Source organism: Gluconacetobacter sp. (assembly GCF_047721585.1).
Taxonomy (GTDB): domain Bacteria; phylum Pseudomonadota; class Alphaproteobacteria; order Acetobacterales; family Acetobacteraceae; genus Gluconacetobacter; species Gluconacetobacter dulcium.
The window spans coordinates 1-18,402 of sequence record NZ_JBDNXE010000085.1 but is presented as its reverse complement, the minus strand read 5'-3'; the positions used below and the strand labels follow the sequence as shown (position 1 = coordinate 18,402).

Annotated in this window: 16 protein-coding genes; 8 read left to right on the top strand and 8 right to left on the bottom strand. The window is 66.4% G+C overall.

Translation table 11 applies throughout. The features are described 5' to 3' along the window. Positions 1–33: 33 nt before the first annotated feature. Both ABF821_RS14505 and ABF821_RS14500 read right to left on the bottom strand, forming a co-directional pair. A complete protein-coding gene (locus ABF821_RS14505; RefSeq protein WP_182972462.1) occupies positions 34–378 on the bottom strand; it encodes a hypothetical protein in 345 nt (114 codons plus the stop codon). A 124-nt stretch (positions 379–502) separates the two neighbouring features. Further along, complete coding sequence (locus tag ABF821_RS14500) at positions 503–2,359, bottom strand: hypothetical protein (protein ID WP_415530506.1); 1,857 nt, start codon at positions 2,357–2,359, stop codon at positions 503–505. 251 nt (positions 2,360–2,610) lie between these two features. Here ABF821_RS14500 and ABF821_RS14495 point away from each other — a divergent pair, with 251 nt between their 5' ends. Genes ABF821_RS14495 through ftsY form a run of 4 tightly spaced genes read left to right on the top strand, consistent with a single transcriptional unit; the run spans position 2,611 to position 6,092 of the window. Then, positions 2,611–3,012 (top strand): VOC family protein, encoded by a 402-nt coding sequence (locus ABF821_RS14495; RefSeq protein ID WP_182972464.1) that lies wholly within the window; start codon positions 2,611–2,613, stop codon positions 3,010–3,012. A gap of 32 nt (positions 3,013–3,044) precedes the next feature. Continuing rightward, entirely contained in the window at positions 3,045–3,869 is an 825-nt protein-coding gene (gene dapF / locus ABF821_RS14490) for a diaminopimelate epimerase (RefSeq protein WP_183010337.1), read from the top strand. Next, entirely contained in the window at positions 3,866–5,113 is a 1,248-nt protein-coding gene (gene mtaB / locus ABF821_RS14485) for a tRNA (N(6)-L-threonylcarbamoyladenosine(37)-C(2))-methylthiotransferase MtaB (RefSeq protein WP_182972466.1), read from the top strand. Before dapF ends, mtaB begins: the two co-directional genes overlap by 4 nt. A gap of 1 nt (position 5,114) precedes the next feature. Further along, entirely contained in the window at positions 5,115–6,092 is a 978-nt protein-coding gene (gene ftsY / locus ABF821_RS14480) for a signal recognition particle-docking protein FtsY (RefSeq protein WP_182972467.1), read from the top strand. Positions 6,093–6,113: 21 nt separating this feature from the next. Here the strand turns inward: ftsY and ABF821_RS14475 are convergent, their stop codons facing one another. From ABF821_RS14475 to ABF821_RS14465, 3 genes are read right to left on the bottom strand one after another with little or no spacing between them, the layout of a single operon-like run. Then, on the bottom strand, positions 6,114–7,337 hold the full coding sequence (locus tag ABF821_RS14475; protein ID WP_182972468.1) for a phosphoglycerate kinase: 1,224 nt from the start codon (positions 7,335–7,337) through the stop codon (positions 6,114–6,116). Further along, complete coding sequence (gene gap / locus ABF821_RS14470) at positions 7,337–8,359, bottom strand: type I glyceraldehyde-3-phosphate dehydrogenase (RefSeq protein ID WP_415530504.1); 1,023 nt, start codon at positions 8,357–8,359, stop codon at positions 7,337–7,339. The genes ABF821_RS14475 and gap overlap by 1 nt, the downstream gene beginning before the upstream one ends. A gap of 51 nt (positions 8,360–8,410) precedes the next feature. Further along, entirely contained in the window at positions 8,411–10,390 is a 1,980-nt protein-coding gene (locus ABF821_RS14465) for a transketolase-like TK C-terminal-containing protein (protein ID WP_415530503.1), read from the bottom strand. A 165-nt stretch (positions 10,391–10,555) separates the two neighbouring features. Between ABF821_RS14465 and ABF821_RS14460 the strand changes: the two genes are divergently transcribed. Together ABF821_RS14460 and hemA are read left to right on the top strand one after the other, a co-directional pair. Further along, on the top strand, positions 10,556–11,020 hold the full coding sequence (locus tag ABF821_RS14460) for a hypothetical protein (protein WP_183010332.1): 465 nt from the start codon (positions 10,556–10,558) through the stop codon (positions 11,018–11,020). Positions 11,021–11,065: 45 nt separating this feature from the next. After that, the gene (hemA, locus tag ABF821_RS14455; protein WP_182972647.1) at positions 11,066–12,379 is read left to right on the top strand and encodes a 5-aminolevulinate synthase; all 1,314 of its coding nucleotides are present in this window, start codon (positions 11,066–11,068) and stop codon (positions 12,377–12,379) included. A 30-nt stretch (positions 12,380–12,409) separates the two neighbouring features. Here hemA and ABF821_RS14450 read toward each other — a convergent pair whose 3' ends face one another. The 3 genes from ABF821_RS14450 to ABF821_RS14440 are packed head-to-tail and all read right to left on the bottom strand — an operon-like array spanning position 12,410 to position 17,042. Further along, entirely contained in the window at positions 12,410–13,441 is a 1,032-nt protein-coding gene (locus ABF821_RS14450; RefSeq protein WP_415530502.1) for an Ldh family oxidoreductase, read from the bottom strand. Then, positions 13,438–14,730, bottom strand: a complete 1,293-nt coding sequence (locus tag ABF821_RS14445; protein WP_415530501.1) for a cation:dicarboxylate symporter family transporter — start codon at positions 14,728–14,730, stop codon at positions 13,438–13,440. The genes ABF821_RS14450 and ABF821_RS14445 overlap by 4 nt, the downstream gene beginning before the upstream one ends. Before the next feature lie 44 nt (positions 14,731–14,774). Then, a complete protein-coding gene (locus ABF821_RS14440) occupies positions 14,775–17,042 on the bottom strand; it encodes a TonB-dependent receptor (RefSeq protein ID WP_415530499.1) in 2,268 nt (755 codons plus the stop codon). 17 nt (positions 17,043–17,059) lie between these two features. On the opposite strand from ABF821_RS14440, the gene ABF821_RS14435 reads away from it, so the two are divergent. Then, a complete protein-coding gene (locus tag ABF821_RS14435; protein ID WP_415530498.1) occupies positions 17,060–17,317 on the top strand; it encodes a hypothetical protein in 258 nt (85 codons plus the stop codon). Positions 17,318–17,522: 205 nt separating this feature from the next. Further along, the gene (locus ABF821_RS14430; RefSeq protein WP_415530497.1) at positions 17,523–18,221 is read left to right on the top strand and encodes a GntR family transcriptional regulator; all 699 of its coding nucleotides are present in this window, start codon (positions 17,523–17,525) and stop codon (positions 18,219–18,221) included. Positions 18,222–18,402: the final 181 nt, after the last annotated feature.

Sequence of the window (18,402 nt, the reverse complement as noted above, 5' to 3'; positions counted from 1 at the left end):
GATAGGGCGGGTGGCCTACCGGAGACGGATGCCTCAGTTTTCGTCGAAGGGCAGTTCCTGCACCCGCACGGCCTTGCCTGTGCGGTCGTAGTAGAAGATCGCATTGCCGCGTCGTTCGGCGTAGCCGTCGGGCGAGCCCTGCTGGGTCCAGAACAGGAGCCGGTTGGCATCGGACTGCTCCACCACCTTATCGCCGGCCGGGCGGTAGCGGAACTGGCTGAAATCCTTGTGCGCGCTGGGCACCGGCGGCGTGGTGGCCAACTGGTGCATCGTGGGCCTCTTCGGGCCGTCTTCTTCCTGCGCCAGCGCCAGAGTCGGTACCGAAAGGGCGCCGAGGGTGAGAGATACCGCCAGAATACGCAATGCCTTGTCCCGCATGACCGTATCCTCCTTCGTCCTGTGGTCCGATCCGCGGGACCATCCTCCGTTTTTCCGTTCGGCGCAACTCGCCCCATGCCGGCCCGGCGATGCGGGCCGGGCATGGCGGCGGGGCCGTGGGCCGTTACTGGAAAGGCAGGTAGCGGAAATCGAAGAAGATCTGGCTCATGCTGGTGGAGGGGGCGCCGCCGATGCCCTTCCAGGTTTCCAGGCGCGAGTAGGCGAGCTGGGTGCCGACTTCCACCGTGCCGTAGCGGCCTTTGAGGAAGCGCCACCATGCGCCGACAGTGAATTCCTGCACCGAGCGGATGCTGGCCGTGCAGGCCAGGGGCGACATCTCGATCGCGCATCCGGCATTGGACGACATCGGATTGCCGTAGCCATAGGCCGAGCCGCCGGATGAGAAGTAGCTCCGGCCGGACCGCTGCATGCCGTAATAGCCGTAGACGTCGATCCGCGGATTCACATGGGCGACGATTCCCGCCGTTGCCTGCGCGTCGGGCAGGGGCTTCGGCTTGCCCTGGGCGTTCAGCGTGACGTCCGGCAGAAGCACCGAGCCATAGCGGCCGATCCCGACGCCGGCCAGGCCGGCCAGATGGATTTCGAGCTTGTGGGGAATGAGCGGCAGCACCGCCGATCCGCCGCCGCCGCCGGCAATCGCGGTGTTGTTGTGGCCCGTGCCGTTGGCGAAGACGCGGTCGTGCGGGAAGCGGACGATTCCCTCGGCCTCGTAATGGCCCCAGGCAGGGTCCCACGCGATCTTGCCGATGACGTCGGGCGCGATTTCATCGGAGTAATTGGTGGTGAATTCGGTCAGGCCCGTGCCGTTGGCGCCGATGGTGGCCGTGCCGCCATTGGGGAGCGGCACCGAGCCGTTATTGTTGTCGAAACCCGTGGTGTCGTAGATCGTCGCCGGATTTTCGATCGACAGGCCGAACCAGAGCCGATGCTGCAGCAGCTCGTGGACGTAGCGGGCCTGCCATTGCCGGGTCCAGGTCTGGCCGGCCAGCATCGAGGATTCGATGGTCTCGGGCAGGCTTTCCTGCCGGGCGACGATGCCGGCGCGGCCGGGGGTCAGCAGGCTCCATGCCTGGCCGATCAGCAGGTGAGTGCCTTCGAGCGTATCGTCGTAGCTGAGATAGGCCTGGCGCAGGCGGGGGACGTAGGCGTTGCTCTCGTACGGGTTGGTCGTTTCGGCGCCGGCGCCGAAATCGGTTTCGACGAAGCCGGATACGGTGGTGTGGGAATCGATATTGGCGCGGGCCATGAGCGAGAACCGGCTGTAGCGCGGGCTACCTTCGAAATTGTTCTGGTGGTAGTTGGCGTCGCGCGGGAAGGGCATCGCCGTCCAGTAATTGAATGTGCCCGACGCGACGTGGCGGTTTTCCAGGACGGCCGATGTGTCGAAATAGCCACCGAGGATGACCGTGACTGGCCCGACATGGAAGACGCCGTGATCGCCCAGCGCGCCGGTTGCCTGCGCGCCGGCGGTCTCACGCGGGTGGGGGCCGACATTGTTGTCGGCCAGGCGGTTGACCATGTCTTCGTCGCGGTGGGCGACGATCGCGGCGTAGGTGGGCGTGTCTTCCCCGATGGTGGGAGTGGGAACTTCGCCGGGATAGAGATGATGGGCCGCCGTGGTCGGCGCGGGCATCGCGCTATTGCGGGCCAGTTGTCTGGCCCCCTCGATGCCGTGTGGTGAGGATGCGTGCTCGCGCGCGGCGACCTCGTTCGTCGTCGCGGGATGGCCGAGATGCATGCGTGCCCGGTGCTGCGCCAGTTCGCGGCGCATTGCCATCAGGTCTTTCTGCAGTTCGAGCTGCTGCTCCTGGATGCGGGAGATCTGGTTCTCCATCGCCTCGATCGCCTCGGCTTCCTCCGGGCCATGGCCTTGGGCATGGGCGGCGGGTGGCACCAGCATGGAGCAGCACAGCAGGAACAGCGGCAGGGACCGCTTCAACGACGAGGAGGGCAGTTGCATTCGGGACAATCGCAATGAGGGGTCAGGCTTCAGGAATATGTCAAAACATTTCTCGGAAAAGGTAAATAATAATTTCTTTTAGTTTTTGTCCCGAATTTATCAGAAAACAATAAGACATATTCATATATCGGATCAATAGTCATTCGACCATTGGGTGGTTCTATTGCCTGCGGACAGACGGGGCTGGACCGTGTACTGCCCGGCCCGATATGTCGCGCAGGGTGAGACATGCCGGGAAGGAACCCGAAACGATGGCGAAGCTGATCCATTCCATGATCCGGGTGCGGGACGAGGCCGCATCGCTGGCTTTCTACGAACGGGCCTTCGGGCTGGTCGTGGCCGACCGGCTGGCGTTCGAGAGCTTTACCCTGATCTATCTCTCCAATGCCGAGCAGACGTTCGAACTGGAACTGACGGTCAATCACGACCGCAACCGGCCCTATGATCTGGGCGACGGCTATGGGCATCTGGCGGTTTCGGTCGCCGATGTCGATGCCGAGCATGCGCGTTTCGTCCGCGAGGGGTTGTCGCCGCTGCCGGTGAAGCAACTGGCGCTGAGGGGGCAGGTGGTCGGGCGGTTCTTTTTCGTCGTCGATCCGGATGGTTACAGGATCGAGGTGTTGCAGCGCGGGGCGCCCGGTCGTTTCCTTTGATATAAGCGGGGCGCCTGCCGTATAAGGCGCGCATGATGACCCCCTTCAGCAAGATGCACGGCCTTGGCAACGATTTTGTCGTGGTGGACGAACGCGTGGAACGCCATGGGCTGACGCCCGCGCGGATTGCCGCCTTGGCCGACCGGCATCGTGGCATCGGGTGCGACCAGTTTGTGGTGCTGCGCCCGGCCTGCCGCGAGGGAGCGGATGTTTTCGTGCGCTTTTTCAATGCCGACGGCAGCGAGTCCGGGGCGTGCGGCAATGCCTCGCGCTGCGTGGCCGACCTGTTGTGGCGGGGTGAGGGGCGCCGGCAGAGCGTGTTGCAGACCCGCGCCGGGCTGCTGCCGGCCTGGGTGGACGAGGCGGGGCTGGTGAGCGTGGATATGGGCGCGCCGGCGCTGGACTGGCGCGACGTGCCTCTGGCGGAGCCGGCGGATACGCTGCATCTGCCGTTGCCGGGCGATCCGGCGGCGGCGTCGATGGGCAATCCGCATGCGACCTTCTTCATGGCCGATCGTCTGGACCTCGATCCGGTCGTGGCCGGGCCGCTGCTGGAGCATGATGCGCTGTTTCCCGAACGGGCGAATATCGGGTTCGCGGAGGTCCTGTCGGGCGCTGCCATGCGGCTGCGCGTGTGGGAGCGGGGGAGCGGGCTGACGCTGGCCTGCGGGTCGGGCGCCTGTGCCGCCGTGGTCAATGCCGTGCGGCGCGGGCTGGTGGCGCGTACCTGCCGGGTGGAGATGGATGGTGGCGCGCTGTCGGTGACATGGCGGGAAGAGGACGGGCATGTGCTGATGACGGGGCCGGCGACCACCAGCTTCGTCGGGTCGTTCGACCCCGAGGCGTATCCGTCATGAGCAAGCCGCCCGAGATCCTGACCTTCGGTTGCCGGCTGAACACCTATGAGAGCGAGGTGATGCGCGGCCATGCGGCGGGGCTGGACGATGTGATCATCGTCAATACCTGTGCCGTCACCGCCGAGGCCGAGCGCCAGGCGCGGCAGGCGATCCGCCGCGCGCATCGCGACCGGCCTGATGCGCGGATCGTCGTGACCGGCTGTGCAGCGCAGATCGACCCCGCGCGGTGGGAGGCGCTGCCCGGCGTGGCCCGTGTGCTGGGCAACCGCGAGAAGCTGGAGGCGGCAAGCTGGACGCCGGCGGCGCTGGGGGAAGGGCGCGCGGTCTCCGACATCATGGCCGCGACCGAGACGGTGCCGCATCTGGTGACCGAATTCGCCGGGCGGACCCGTGCCTTCGTCGAGGTGCAGCAGGGGTGCGACCATCGCTGCACCTTCTGCATCATTCCGTTCGGGCGGGGGCCTTCGCGCTCCGTCCCCGTGGGTGCCGTGGTGGAGCAGGTGCGCGCGCTGGTCGCCTCGGGCTACCGGGAGGTGGTGCTGACGGGGGTGGATATTACCTCGTGGGGTGGCGACCTGCCGGGGCAACCCGCGTTGGGGCAGTTGTGCCGCCGGTTGCTGGTGCTGGTGCCGGAACTGGAGCGGCTGCGCCTGTCGTCGGTCGATCCGGTGGAGATCGACGAGGATCTGTGGCGCCTGCTGGAGAGCGAGCGGCGCTTCATGCCCTATCTGCATCTGTCGCTTCAGGCCGGGTCGGACATGGTGCTGAAGCGGATGAAGCGGCGGCATCTGGTGGCCGATGTGGTCGGTGTGATCGAGCGGGCGCGGGCCTGTCGGCCGGATCTGGGCATCGGGGCCGACGTGATCGCGGGGTTTCCGACGGAGAGCGACGCCTTGTTCGACGAGACGCTGGCATTCGTGCGCGGGCAGGCTCTGCCTTACCTGCATGTGTTTCCCTATAGCGAGCGGCCGGGGACGCCGGCGGCGAAGATGCCGGCCGTGCCGGTGCCGCTGCGGCGCGAGCGCGCGGCGCGGCTGCGGGCGGCGGGGCAGGACGCGGCGCGGGCCTATCATGCAGGGTTGCTGGGGCGGACGCTGAACGTGCTGCTGGAAACCGCGACCAGCGGGCATTCCGAGGAATTCGCGCCGGTTCGCCTGGCGGAGGGTGCGGCCGAAGCCGGGCGCATCGTCGCCGTGCGGGCGACGGCGGTTGACGAAAACGGTCTGGTGGCGGAAATCCTCTGACATGGCACTTGGCTTCTTTTCCCGCCTGAAGGCGGGCCTGTCCCGATCGACCCAGAAACTGGGCGGCGGGATCGCCGCGGTCTTTACGCGCCGCAAGCTGGACGACGCCGCTCTGGAGGAGCTGGAGGATCTGCTGATCGCGGCCGATCTCGGCCCCAATGTGGCGGCGCGGGTGATCGAATCCTTCCGCAGTTCGCGTTTCGGCACCGAGGTGACGGATGAGGAAATCCGCACCGCGCTGGCGACGGAAATCGCCCGTGTGCTGGAGCCTGTGGCGGTGCCGTTCGTGCCCGATCCGAACCTGAAGCCGCATGTGGCCTTGGTGGTCGGCGTGAATGGCAACGGCAAGACCACGACCATCGGCAAGATGGCGCGCTTCTATGGCGAGCAGGGGCTGAAGGTGATGATGGTGGCGGGGGATACGTTCCGCGCCGCCGCCGTCGAGCAGCTTCAGGTCTGGGGGCAGAGGGTCGGGGCGCCGGTGATTGCCGGGCCGCCGAACGCGGATGCCGCCGGGTTGGCGTTCGACGCGCTGAAGCGCGCGCGGGCCGAAGGCGCGGACCTGCTGCTGATCGATACCGCCGGACGCCTGCACAACAAGGGCGCGCTGATGGAGGAACTGGCCAAGATCATCCGCGTGATGCGCAAGTTCGACGAGACCGCGCCGCATTCGGTGCTGCTGGTGCTGGATGCGACCACCGGGCAGAACGCGATCGAGCAGGTGCGGGTGTTCAAGGAACTGGTGAACGTCACCGGGCTGATCGTGACCAAGCTGGATGGTTCGGCGCGCGGCGGCATTGTGGTGGCGTTGGCCGATACGTTCGGCCTGCCGGTACATGCGGTGGGTGTGGGCGAGCAGGCCGAGGATCTGCGGCCGTTTTCGGCCGAGGCGTTCGCCAATGGGCTGGTCGGGCCGTCGATCAGGCTGTCGTCGCCGGAAGGCGGGGAAAAGACGGAAGGCGAGGGCGACCCGGCCTGATGCCGGATCGCCTCCGTTCGGTCAGAGCGGGAGAATCCGCTCCGACAGTTCGCTGAGGGCCTGGATGCCGGGGAGGGTCTTGCCTTCCAGCCATTCCAGGAACGCGCCGCCGGCGGTCGAGGTGTAGGACATTTCGTCCGCCACGCCGGCATGGCGCAGGGCCGAGACCGTGTCGCCGCCACCGGCCACGCTGGTCAGTTGGCCAGCCTGCGTGCGGCGGGCGACTTCGGCGGCCAGCAGGTTGGTGGCGTTGTCGAACGGGTGCAGTTCGAACGCGCCAAGCGGGCCGTTCCAGACCAGCGTCTTCAGCCCGACGATTTTTTCCGTCAGCAGGCGGACCGTTTCCGGGCCGGCGTCCAGGATCATCGCGTCGGCGGGAACGGCGTCCACCGGCACCGTCTTCGTCGGCGGGTCGGCACGGAATTCGGTGGCCGTGACCGCATCGACGGGCAGGATGATCTCGCAGCCCTTGCTCGCGGCCTTTTCCATGATGGCGCGGGCCGTGTCGTGCATGTCGGCTTCCTGCAGCGACTTGCCGACGCCGACGCCTTTGGCGGCCAGGAAGGTGTTGGCCATCGCGCCGCCGATGATCAGGATGTCCACCTTGTCCAGCAGATTGCCGATCAGGTCGAGCTTGGTCGAGATCTTGGCGCCGCCGACGATCGCGCCGACCGGGCGGGCCGGGTTTTCCAGCGCGATGTTCAGGGCGTTGAGTTCCGCTTCCATCAGCCGGCCGGCGAAGGAGGGCAGGAAGCGGGCCACCCCTTCGGTCGAGGCATGGGCGCGGTGGGCGGCGGAGAAGGCGTCATTGACGTAATCGTCGGCCAGGGCGGCCAGGGCCTTCGACAGGTCGGGGTCGTTCTTTTCCTCGCCCGCGTGGAAGCGCGTGTTTTCCAGCACCAGCACGTCGCCGTCCTGCATCGCGGCGACGGCCTGCTCGGCCACCGGGCCGATGCAGTCCTCGGCGAAGCGCACCGGACGGCCCAGGGTCTTGCCCAGGGCGGCCGCCATCGGTTCCAGCGACATGGCGGGCACGCGCTGGCCCTTGGGGCGGTCGAAATGGCTGACCACGATCACCCGCGCGCCCTTGTCGGCGAGTTCGCGGATGGTGGGGGCCAGGCGCTCGATACGGGTGAGGTCGGTGATCTGGCCGTCCCGCACCGGGACGTTCAGATCGGCGCGCAGAAGCACCTTGCGCCCTTTGGGCTGCAAGGCGTCCAGCGTCTTGAAGGACAGCGTGGCCATCAGAGCGCGCCGAAGACGGCGGCCGTGTCGGACATGCGGTTCGAGAAGCCCCACTCGTTGTCGTACCAGCTGCAGATCCGCACCAGCTTGCCGCCGTCGATCAGCGCCGTTTCGGTGGCGTCGAAGGTGGAGGACGCGGTGGAGTGGTTGAAATCGGACGAGACCAGCGGGGCGGTGTTGTAGGCGAGGATGCCCTTCAGCGGGCCTTCGGACGCCGCCTTCAGCATCACTTCGTTGATCGCCTCGACCGAGGCCGGGGTGCGGGTCGGCACGAAATCGAGCGAGACCAGCGAGACGTTGGGGGTGGGGACGCGGATGGCGGTGCCGTCCAGCTTGCCCTTGAGGTGCGGCAGCACCAGGCCGACCGCGCGGGCGGCGCCGGTGGAGGTCGGGATGATGTTCATCGCCGCCGCGCGGGCGCGGCGCGGGTCGCTGTGCAGTGTGTCCACCGTGCGCTGGTCGCCGGTATAGGAATGGATGGTGACCATGTAGCCGCATTCGATGCCGAACGCCTCGTCCAGCACCTTGGCGACCGGGGCCAGGCAGTTGGTGGTGCAGGAGGCGTTGGAGATCACCGTCATGTCGCTGGTCAGCGTGTCCTGGTTCACGCCGTAGACGATGGTGGCATCGACATGGCTGGCGGGAGCGGAGATGATGACCTTGCGCGCGCCGGCCTCGATCAGGTGGGCGGCCTTTTCCTTGTTGGTGAAGCGGCCTGTGCATTCCATGGCCACGTCGACGCCTTCGAACGGCACCTTGGTCGGGTTGGCTTCGGCCGAGACGGCGATGGGTGCGTAGGTGCGGCCGTTGGCCGTGATGATGATGCTGTTGCCTTCGACCCGGACTTCGCCGGGGAAGCGACCGTGAATGCTGTCATAGGTCAGCAGGTGGGCGTTGTCGGCGACGCTGCCCAGGTCGTTGATCGCCATCGGCACGACATCGGTACGGCCGCTTTCGATGATTCCGCGGAGAACCAGGCGACCGATACGCCCGAAGCCATTGATTGCGACTTTGACAGCCATTCTATTTCTCTCCCGAATATTCAGCCGTTCCGGCCGGAAAACCGGCCCCGGCTATGTGTTGCCACCCGCAGCGGACCGTGCGCGGTAGCCATCCGCTTTCTGCCCCGAAGGCGACTGAAAGTCACGTCCCGTCTCGCTGACCAGGCGGAGCGCCGTTTCGTGTATCCTCTCGGCTGTAATGCCCAGCCGGCGATACAGTTCGCCCGATGGCGCGGCCTCGCTGAAATCTTCCATGCCGATGAAGGCGCCGTGCGGGCCGAGCCAGCGGTCCCACCCGAATCCCGACGCGGCCTCGATGCCGATGCGTGGGGCATTGCCCAACACCTGTTCGCGGTAGGCGGCATCCTGCCGGGCGAACAGTTCCCAGCAGGGGAGCGAGACCAGGGCCGCGCTGATGCCGTCGCGCACCAACTGGTGCAGGGCCTGCCGGGCGATGAGCATCTCGCTGCCGGTGGCGATCAGCGTGACCTGGCGGGGGCCGCGTGCCTCCTCCATCACATAGCCGCCGCGGGCGCTGCCGTCGTGCGGGCGGCGCTGGCGGAAATCGGGCGGGGCATTGGCATCCGTGGCCATCGGCGACAGGGTGATCAGGCTGGGGCCGTCGGCTCGGCGCAGCGCCAGTTCCCAGCATTCCATCGTCTCCCGCCGGTCGGCGGGGCGGAAGACCAGGACGTTGGGCATGGCGCGCAGGCTGGCCAACTGCTCCACCGGCAGCCAGCCGGCACCGTCTTCGCTGAGGGCCAGCCCGTCGTCGGTCAGCAGGTAGATCACCTGCTGGCGCATCATTGCCGCGAAACGCAGGGCGGGGCGCATGCGGTCGATGGCGACGAAGGTGATCGCCCCGCAGGGCACCAGCCCGCCATGCACCGCGATTCCGTTCAGCAGGGCGGCCAGTCCGTGGACCAGGGTGCCGCAATCGGGCAGCGTCTGGTCGACCGGCATCGCCTCGGTACGTTCGCGGCCACGGCGGGAGGACAGGCAGAGCATTTCCGGCACCAGATCGCGCAGGATGTCCAGCCCCTGACGCCCGTAGCTCAATGTGGTGTCGTGGCCGGAATCGGGCAGGATTGCGGGCAGGGTGGAACTGTGCCATGCGCGCAGCCAGTCCTCGCGCCAGAAGGCGGGGAGGCGGCGGGCGGCCGTGCGTTCGAATTCCGCGCGCTGCCGGTGTTTGACCAGTCGGCGCAGCCAGGATCGCCGGGCCGATGCGCCACGGCGGGCCGCACGGGCCCACAGCAGCGTTGAAAGATCGGGTGCCGGCCCGGCGGCGGGGCCGGTCGGCGTGGTACGGGGGGGAGCGGAGCAGGCGAGGACCGAGGGCTTGCGCGAGCGGATCGCCGCTGAAAGGGCGGCCTGCACGGCGTCGTGGTCGTCTGCGGCGACCTTGCGGACCATCCATCCGGTCGCGGCGTAGCGGGCGAGGGTGTCTTCGGCCTCATCTTCCTCATGGGGAGCGATTTCGAACAGGACGGTAAGGCGGTCGAGCCGCATCCTGGCTGCCAGGGAGGCGGCCTCCATCGCCACGCCGGTGGCCAGTTCGGTGCCGCAGGACAAGGCCCAGATGCGGTGATTGACGATCGAGCGGCCGAAACGGGCCGCAAGCTGCCGCTCGGCCAGCGCCATGCCGATGGCGGCGCCCAGTCCCTGGCCGCTGGGGCCGAAAGCCATTTCCACCGCCGGGTGGGCGCCGTATTCGACCGGCGCGGGGTCGGGCGCGACCGTCTGGCCGGCCAGGCGCATCAGGGCATCCAGCAGCGGCCGGTGCCGGGTGGACGAGACGACGAACCGGTCGCGGTCGGGCCAGTCGGGGCTGGCGGGGTCGAAGCGCAGGAACTGGTTCCATAATATGCAGGCGGGCACGGCCATTGCCCCCGCCTGCGCCGCTTCGGCAGGGTCGTCCAGACGGGCACCGATGAATGTGCGGACTGCATCGCGCAGGGCATGAATCGTCTCGCGCGTCGCCGGTTCGGCCGGGGCGTCGGCGGGCGGCGCGTCCAGCTCTTGGGCGGTGTGGGTCTGCGCGCGGAGCATGGGGCAAGGCGTCCTGAAGGTCGGCCGTTCGGGCCGGCTGGCGGCGAAACTGTCGTTGTCGGCTATAGGATCGTGCAGGAGGCTTCGCAAGCGCGATGCGATCCGGGGGGCTTCCGGCGGCAACACTCTTGCTCCGTATCGTGGATGCTGTAACCGTGGCGGCCCATGCTGCATCGTCTTCATTCCGTTTCGACCCTGATGGCCGTGTCCGCCCTGTGCGTGACCGGGCTTGCCGGCTGCCACCTTGTGGATCAGCGGACCTTCGATCCGCGTGCCAGCCGGCCGCCTGTGCCGCATTATCCGCCCGCGCCGCCCGCGCCGCGCCCGGTGCCGCCGCTGGTGGATATCCGTGCCGGTACGCCCGAGGGTGAGTGGCGCCCGGCGTTGCAAGGGGCCGTGACGCGGGCACTGGCGCGCAAGCCGAACGTGCTGTTCACGGTGAGGATCATGGTTCCTGCCGGTCCGACGCCGGAGCAGGAGGCCCTGGCCATGCGTCAGGCCACGGCTACCTATGGCCGGGATGTGGCGGCGGCGATCGTTGCCGCCGGCGCAAGGCCGGAACAGGTGGAAATGGCCGCCATGTCGGATTCGTCGATGACCACCGGCGCTGTCCGGGTGTATGTGCGATAAAATGGGATCGTGATCCGCGGCCATATCGGCGGATCGACCTTGGTGATGACGGCCGTGCGGGCCTGTGAGCCCGCAGCGGCGTCGCAGGAGAATGACAGAGTGCCCAGTATCGACGCGGATCGGCATCCTTTCTACCGTTTCTGCCGGGAATCTCTCGACGGTATCCGCGAACAGGGACGATATCGCCGCTTTACGCCGCTGGCGCGCCAGGCGGACCGTTATCCCGTCTATGACCATGTGACGACCCCTGCCGCCGAGCCGCCCGTGGGGCGCGAGGTGGTGGTGTGGTCGGCCAACGATTATCTGGGCATGGGTGTGGAGCCGGCGGTGGCCGAAGCCGCGATCGCCGCGATCCGCGAGCATGGGGCCGGAGCCGGCGGCACCCGCAACATCGCCGGCACCAGTCCGCTGCATGCCGCGTTGGAGGCCGAACTGGCCGACCTGCATGGCAAGGAGGCCGGGCTGCTGTTCGTCTCCGGTTATGTGTCGAACCAGGCCAGCCTGCAGACGATCCTGACCAGCATGCCGGGGTGGATCTGTTTTTCCGACCGGCAGAATCATGCCTCGATGATCGCCGGCATCAAGGGCGCGCGAGGGGCGACCTGCGTTATCTACGAACATAACGATCTGGCGGATCTGGAGGCCAAGCTGGCCGCCGCGCCCAAGGATGCGCCCAAGCTGGTGGCGTTCGAGAGCGTGTATTCGATGGATGGCGATGTCTCGGATATCGGTGCCACCTGTGCGCTGGCGCGCAAATATGGCGCGATCACCTATCTGGACGAGGTGCATGCCGTGGGGCTTTACGGCTCGCAGGGTGGCGGCGTGGCCGAGCGTGATGGCGTGGCCGATCAGGTGGATATCATCGAGGGCACGCTGGCCAAGGGGTTCGGCGTCCATGGTGGCTACGTGACCGGGTCGGCGGAGTTGATCGATTATCTGCGCTGCGCCGCGTCGGGCTTTATCTTCACCACCGCGTTGCCGCCGTCGGTGGTGGCGGCCGCGCTGACCAGCGTGCGCATGGTGCGGCGCGAGGGCTGGCGCCGTGAGAAGATGTTCGAGCGCGTGGCGACCTTCCGTGCCAAGCTGACCGCGGCGGGCATTCCGTTCATGTCCACGCCGAGCCATATCGTGCCGATCCCGGTGGGGGATGCCGATCGCTGCAACGAGATCAGCCGGCGGCTGCTGGCAGATTTCGGGCTTTACGCCACGCCGATCAATTATCCCACCGTTCCGCGCGGGACCGAGCGGTTGCGGCTGACGCCGGGGCCGCACCATACGGACGAGATGATGGACGAGATGGTCTCGGCGCTCGGGACGCTGCTGCGGATCAATGCCCGCCACGAGGAAGCGGCGGCCTGATCGTTCTTTCCCGGTTCCGGCCCTGGCGGGTCAGAGACCGAGGAAGCGCCGGGTATCGGGGTCGATCGGGATGCCGTGCGTGGCGCGGTGGCGGGCGGTCTGCCATTCGCGGTCGCCCGGTGCCATGACAGGGTGATCGGCCTCGGTGGGCGGGACGGTACGAAGCTGGTCCAGGTAGCTGGTGATTGCCCGGTCGTAGGCCGTGCGGCCGACGAAGCGTGCCGGGTCGATCGCAAGGCAGAACTGTCCGACATTGCGGGGCGTCGTCCGGTCGTCGGTCTCCGTCATCGGAATCATGTCCGCGTCGGTCGTGGCGCCGGTCAGGACGGCCGAGAGGATCGTGACCATGCCGGCCAGTGCCGCGCCCTTGAAGCCGTAATCCGGGCCGCCGAGCGGCAGCAGCATGTGTGCTGCGTGGGGATTGGTGGTTTCATGGCCCTGTGAGTCGGCCGCTACCCCGTTGGGGAGGGGGCGGTTCAGTGACCGGTAGAGCCGGACCCGGTTGAAGGGGATCGACGAGGTTGCGATATCGAGCAGCCAGGGCGGCTGGCCGGTGACGGGGGCGGCCATGGCGATCGGGTTGGTGCCGTGGAAGGGCAGGGTGCCGCCGAAAAGCGTGACGTTGGCGTCGGAATTGCTGGTGACGAGGCCGATCATTCCGGCTTCGGCGGCCTTCAGGGCGTAGGCGCCGGCGGCCCCGCAATGCGACGAGCGGACGATGCCGACCGCGCCGACGCCGGTTTCCGCCGCGATTTCGACGGCCAGATCCATGGCGCGGGCGCAGGCGTAATGGCCCAGTCCGTCATCGGCATCCAGCATGGCGGTGGCCGGGGCGGTGCGGCGGATCGTCAGGTGCGGTGTGCGGTTCAGTCGGCCGGCGCGCAGCATGGCGGCGTAATGCGCCGCCAGTCGGACCCCGTGGCTGTCGATGCCGGTTCGCGAGGCGTGCATCAGCGCCTCGGTCGTGGCGGCAGTGGAGTCGGGCGAGGCGCCGGCGGCCAGTAAGGCGGCGGTGACGCGGGATGCCAGTGTTTCGGCATCCACCAGGATGGTGTCGGTCATGCCTGGCTCAGGATTTCGGCGGCGCGTTTGCGGTCCAGCTTGCCTTCCCAGGCGCCGATCACCACCGGCGCCACGCAATTGCCGGCCAGGTTGCCGACCGCGCGGGCGATGCCGATGAACCAGTCCACCGCCAGGAGCATCACCAGGCTGGCGACGGGGATCGAGGGAATGGCGGACAGGGTGGCGGCGAGCACCACGATGGCGATGCCGGGGACGCCGTGGGCGCCTTTGGAGGTGACCAAGGCCGTTGCGAGCATGATTATGATCTGCCACGCGCTCAGGACCGTGCCGGTGGCCTGGGCGAGGAAGATGACGGCGAGGCCCAGATAGATCGACAGGGCGTCCAGATTGAAGGAATAGCCGGCCGGGACCACCAGCCCGACGACCTGGCGGTCCACGCCGAGCTGTTCCAGCTTGGCCATGATGCTGGGCAGTACGGCGTCGGACGCCGTGGTGGCGAAAGTGATGGCGAATTCGGTGCGGAAATACCGGAAAAACCGGATCGGGCTGACGCCTGACAGGCGCAGGCAGAGGCCGAGTCCGCAGAGAATGAACAGGGTGATGACCGCGAAATACAGGACCACGAAGGCGGCGAGGTGCCCGATCGCGCCCAGTCCGTAGCGTGCGGTGGTGGTGGCCATGGCGCCGAAGACGCCGAGCGGCGCCAGCGCGATGATGAAGCGCATCATGCGCGAGAACAGGGCCGACAGGGCGTCGATCAGGCGGACGATCGGTGCGCCGGCTTCGCCGATCTGACTGAGGCAGCAGCCGAACAGGATGGCGAAGAAGAGGATCTGGAGCACGTTGCCCTGCGCGAAGGCGTCGGCGGGCGTGTGGGGGATCAGGCCCAGCAGAAATTCCGTGATGCCGCCTTCGTGCATGACGTGGGCGTTGTGGGCGTAGGACGAGATGACGCGGGTGTCGTCGGCCGTGGGGGTGAAGACGATGCCGCGACCGGGTTGGAGAAGCATCGCGATGCCGACCGCGACGAGGAGGACCAGTGTGGTCATCGCCTCGAAATAGAGCAGCGCCTTGGCGCCCAGCCGACCCACCGTGCGCAGGGAGCCGGCGCCGACGATGCCGGTGACCACGATGCAGAACAGCAATGGCCCCACCGCCATGACGATCAGGTGGAGGAACAGGTCGCTGGCCCAGCGTGTCTGCGCGGCCAGGCCCGGCGCGAAGACGCCCAGTGCCAGGCCCAGCAGGGTGGCGATGACGACCTGAAGGAACATGCCGGGGTGCGCGGTGGGTGCGGCATGTGTCGCGGGGAGGGTCGTCTCGCTCATCCGGTGGGGTCCTTGCTGGTGACGGGAGGGCGTTTCGGGGCGGTTTAGTAGGTGTAGTTGATGCGTGCGCCGACGAAGCGCGGCATGCCGGGGATGACGCCGTAGAAAGTGGCCTGGGTGCCGGCTGACAGCCAGTAGCGGCGGTCGGCGAGGTTCTGGCCGTAGACGGTGACCGACCAATGCTGCTTCGGTGCCGCGAAGGTCAGGAACGAGTTGACCAGGAAATAGGCTGGCGAGCGATAGATGCCGGTCTGGCCGATATATTGCGGCTGGGTCTGGCGGCCGCGATAGGAATAATCGACGTCGAACGTCATCCGGTAGTCGCGGAAGACGTTCCATGTGTAGGTGGCGGCACCCGACAGGGTGAGGTTGGCCAGGCCCATATTGACGTTGTCGTAATTGGTGTTGATGGCCTGCCAGACGCCGGTGGCGGCGAAATTGGCCGTGGTGGCCGAGCGGTTGAGGCTCTGGAACTGAGTGTAGACGCCGTTCTGGTAGCCGAAATTCTGCGTCAGGACCATGCCGCGGAACGGATGGGCCTCGGCGTCGAACTCCGCGCCGTAGATGTAGGAGCGCGGGGCGTTCACGTAGCCACCCAGTACGCCGTAGGGCGGGACCAGGACCGTGCCCAGAATCTGCTGGTCGCGGTAGTCGTAATAGAACCCGGCGGCATTGAGGCGCAGGCGGCGGTCGAACAGCATGGTCTTGAAGCCGCCTTCATAGGTCAGGATCTGTTCGGGCTTGAAGGGCCGGAGCTGGGCGGCCTGCTGCGTGATGTTGGCCGAGAAGCCGCCCGGCTTGAAGCCGCGGCTGAACATGACATAGCCCATGATGTTGCGCGTGAACTGGTATTGCGCGCCGACACGGCCGCCGAACTGGTTGCTCAATGCGCCGCTGCTGCCGAAATTGGTTTTGCCCTCGGTGGCGCCTGTGTCGAGGTTGTAGTTCGTGCTGGTGACGTTGAGCATCTGCCGGTCGTCGGATTCATGCAGGATCGCGCCGATCAGGCGCAGTTTGGGCAGGATGCGGTAGGAAAGCTGCACGTACTGATTGAAATTCTGCTGGTTCTGCCGGTAGCGGGTTTCGTTCAGCGGGGTGGTGCCGGGGCGGTCGGATGAATCGTACCAGAAATTCTGCGCCATGCGCGAGCGGCTGTAATACATGCCGGTTTCCCAATGGAAGCGGGCATTGGGATCGATCGATTCCAGTTTGACTTCCTGCGAGAACACGTTCGTCTGGTTGTTGCGGAACATGTTGCCGTAGGACAGGATCGAATCCGTCTGGTTGGTCAGTTCGTGCTCGTCCGCCATCTCGTAGGCGCTGATGGTCGACAGGCGGCCCCAGGAGAAATTCTTCGTATAGCGCACGTTCGCGCCCCAGAAGATGTTGTCCTCGCGCGGCTTGGTGTTGCTGCCGTCGATGCCGATGATCTTGGCGAAACGCGGGTCCAGGCCCCATTCGGTCTGGTAGAGGTCCTGCGTGACCGGAACATGGTAGGAATTGTAGAGATTGTGGCCGGAGGCGTATTCCGACTGGTCCGTTGTCCAGTGGCCGCCGATGACCAGGTTCGACGTGTCGTCGATATCCCATTTCAGCTTGGCGCGCAGGGCGCCCAGATTGGCGTTGCCGAAGCCCTGACCGGCCGCGTTGTGCTGGTAGCCGCCGCCGGTCATGGACTGGCCGGCGATGCGGAACGACACGGAGCGGGAGATCGGGCCGGAGACGTAGCCTTCGACACGGTTGCGGCCGTAGCTGGCGATGTCCTCGGTGATGCCGGCGTGGAACTGGTGCGTCGGATCGGCGGTGTGGAAGTCGATTTCGCCGCCCGTGGTGGCCTGGCCGTGGGTGTAGCCTGAGGGACCGGCGGCGATGGAGATGTCGTCGAGGTCGAACATCATGCCCGTCGTCATGATCGAGACCGGCAGCGCCACGCCGTCGAGATACGGCATGGTCGATGGCGTATTGTTCTGCGTGAAATCCATCAGGCCGACGCCGCGCAGGGTGAAGTTGAGGGCGCCCGAGCCGAAGGACGGCTGGATGGTGAGGTTGGGTGCCACGCGCTGGATGTCGGTCATGACGCGGATGTTGCGGTTGGCCAGTTCCTGACGGGAAATCAGTGTTTCCGAATGGGCATTGTGCTGGCCGGCGCCGCTCGCGCCCCGGCGTGCGGACACCATGACGGCTTCGGTCGATGCGGGGGGCTTGGCGTGCGTCGGCGCGGTGCGTGCCGGCGCGCTGGCGGGCGGGGTCTGTCCGCTCGTGTCGGCCAGGGCCGGCAGCGGCAGGACGACGCCTGCCAGGACACTGGTCATGATGGCCTGCTTCCGGAATGAAAGCGCGGCGCGGCACGGGAGGAGCATGTCTGACTTCCTTGTCTGGTCTGGCCCTGCTGGTTGGGCGATGGAGCCTGGTGGCTGGAGACGGCGTGGGGTTTATAATTTCACATATGAAATTGTCTTTTAGTCTGGTCTACAAATCGAAGGATTTTTTAGAAGCGATGTTGCATACAAGATCTAAAACAATCCGGAACGAAACGCTTTCGAAAAATGCGCGGGAATTTGAATGTGACAAAAAATTTACAAAATGACTTAATATGTTGATTTTAATGACTTAAAAAACGTCTTCTTGGCTGGGCATTGATGGGGGATTGTTTTTATGCCCATGCATTGTTCATTTCGATGGGCAATTGAATAAAAAATAATCTCCGTTGGGTGGCGCGTGGCGGAGGCTCTCTGTCGTGCCCTGACATGATGGCGATTGCCGAACCGCATCGGTCTGCGCATACTTCTTGTATGCGAGATGAACCCGAAAAAGATGCACACAAGAACCCGCACCTGATCGAGGATCGCATTATCCATGCGGCGCTCTCCGGGCGTATCGCGCCGGGCGAACGTCTGGGCGAGAAGGAACTGTCGGAGATTTTCGGCGTGTCGCGCACGCTGGTGCGCGAGGCGATGATGCGCCTTCAGGCGCGGGGGATCGTGGAGGTTTCCGCGCGGCGGGGCTGGTTTGTCATCGAGCCTTCCGTCGAGGAGGCGCGGCATACCATTGATGCGCGGCGGGCGTTGGAAGTGGGTATGCTGGTGACGCTGGACCGGGCCAGTCCGGGGATGATCAGGGCATTGCGCGACCATGTGCGGGCCGAGCAGAAAGCGATTGCCAGCGGCGACCGGGCGGAGCGCAGTTATCTTCTGGGGCATTTTCACGTCTGCCTGGCCGAGACGCTGGGCAATCCGGTCCTGGCATCGCTGTTGCAGGACCTGACGACGCGCACGGTGCTGATTGCCGCCCTGTATCAGTCGTCACACGACGCGCACGAATCCTGCGGCGAGCATGGCGGGATTATCGACGCGCTGGAAAAGGGGAACTCCACCGAGGCCGCGCGCCTGATGGATGTCCATCTCCGGCATGTCGAAAAGGCGCTGAACTATCGCAGCGCGGCGAGCCGGCTGGACCATCTGAAAGCCGCGTTGCAGGGATCGGGCGGGTAAGCCGACGGGCGATTACGATTGTGTTTCGGGTTGTCTTGTATACAAGATTGCACGGAATTCGGATTGTTTCTTGCCGTGTGCATGAGCGGCGAGAGGCCGGGATTGGGCTGAGGGAAAAGGAGAGCCAGGGTGTTCGGACAGATTGACCCGCCGCATCGGCTGCTGATGGGGCCTGGCCCGG